This window comes from Falsiroseomonas sp. RANM36 (assembly GCF_056682175.1).
Genome location: NZ_JBWXTD010000006.1, coordinates 195648 through 197460, shown reverse-complemented (window position 1 = coordinate 197460; position 1813 = coordinate 195648). Strand labels below are relative to the sequence as shown.

The window sequence follows — 1813 nt, the reverse complement described above, 5'->3', positions numbered from 1 at the left end:
GGCGCCGGCCCCCCCCCCCCCCCCCCCCCCCCCCCCCCCCCCCGCCGGCCGGGGGCGCCGCGCGCGCCGCGGCCGAGGCGCGCGGCGCCGAATTGCTGCACGCCTTCGGCCTGCAGGGGCGGGAGCAGCATCGGCCGGGCAAGCTCTCGGGCGGCGAGCAGCAGCGCGTGGCCATTGCCCGCGCGCTGGCCAACCGGCCGCGAATCCTGCTGGCCGACGAGCCGACCGGCAATCTCGACATCGGCACCGCCGACCGCGTGTTCCAGGAATTGCTGCATGCGGTTCGCGACCACGGCGTCGCCGCGCTGATCGCCACCCACAACCCGGACCTCGCCGCCCGCATGGACCGCGTGGTGACGCTGCGCGACGGGCGCATCGCCGAGGGCTGACCCTTTCGGCAAGTTAATTGCATCACGCGAGCGAGACGTGATGTAGGATTGTGCCGATGCGAACCGACCAGACCCCAGCTTCCGCCCGACAGCACCGGATCGTCGTGGTCGGGGGCGGCGCCGGGGGGCTGGAGCTCGCGACTCGCCTCGGCGACACGCTCGGCCGGCGCGGAAAGGCGCAGGTCACGCTGGTGGACCGCACGCGCAGCCATCTCTGGAAGCCGCTGCTGCACGAGGTCGCGGCCGGCAGCCTGGACGTTGACGACCATGAGCTGGACTACCTGGCGCAGGCGCATTGGCACCACTTCACCTATCGCTATGGCGAGCTGATCGGGCTCGATCGCGCCGCGAAGATCGTGAAGCTCGGCCCGACCTTCGACGAGGACGGGCGGCAGATCACGCCGGGGCGGGAGGAGCCCTACGACACGCTGGTCATCGCCATCGGCAGCACGACCAACGATTTCGGCACGCCCGGCGTGCGCGAGCACGCCATCCCGCTGGAGACCACGGACCAGGCGCGCCGCTTCAACCGCCGCCTGCTGAATGCCTGCATCCGCGCCCAGACCCAGCCGGAGCCGATCCGCCCCGGCCAGCTGCATGTCGCGATCATCGGCGCCGGCGCGACGGGCACCGAGCTCTCCGCCGAGCTGCACCGCGCCACGCGCCAACTCGTCGCCTATGGCCTGGATCGCATCGACCCGGAGCGCGATCTGCGCCTGACGCTGATCGAGGCCGCGCCGCGCATCCTGCCCGCCCTGCCGGAGCGACTTTCGGAGGCCGCGACGAAGCTGCTGGAGGGGCTCGGCGTGACGGTGATGGCCGGCACGCGGGTCAGCGCCGTGACGGCGGAAGGCGTGCAGCTGGCCGATGGGCGCCTGCTCGAATCGGAGCTGGTCGTCTGGTCCGCCGGCGTGAAGGGACCGCCGGTGCTGGCGCAGCTCGACGGGCTGGAACTGGCGCGCATGCACCAGTTGGCGGTGCTGCCGACGCTGCAGACAACGCGCGACCCCGACATCTTCGCCATCGGCGACTGCGCCGCCTGCCCGGGTCCGGGACCGGGCGGCTTCCTGCCGCCGCGCGCCCAGGCCGCGCATCAGCAGGCGAGCCATGTGCTGCGCCAGATCCGCCGCAAGCTGAAGAGCGAATCGGCCGAGCCGTTCAAGTATCGCGACTTCGGCAGCCTGGTCTCGCTTGGCCACTACTCGACGGTCGGCAGCCTGATGGGCGTGCTGGTGGGCAAGAGCCTGATGGTGGAGGGCTATTTCGCACGGCTGATGTACCGCTCGCTCTACAAGATGCACCAGCGCGCGCTGCATGGCTGGGCGAAGACGGCGCTGGCCTCGGTCGGGCGGATGCTGACGCAGCGGACGGAGCCGCGCGTGAAGCTGCATTGATTTTGGCGCCCTCAGGCGCCGGGCGCCCCC

At 72.1% G+C, this 1813-nt stretch carries 2 protein-coding genes; both read left to right on the top strand.

Going from position 1 to position 1813, the window contains the following annotated elements; all coding sequences use genetic code 11:
- Nucleotides 1-389: ATP-binding cassette domain-containing protein (locus AC1MIR_RS22480; protein ID WP_480030421.1), on the top strand; the 389-nt coding region annotated here is incomplete at its 5' end.
- 56 nt (nt 390-445) lie between these two features.
- Nucleotides 446-1783 carry an NAD(P)/FAD-dependent oxidoreductase gene (locus AC1MIR_RS22475; protein ID WP_480030420.1) on the top strand — a complete coding sequence of 446 codons (1338 nt, stop codon included), beginning with the start codon at nt 446-448 and terminating at the stop codon, nt 1781-1783.
- The last annotated feature ends 30 nt before the right edge of the window (nt 1784-1813 follow it).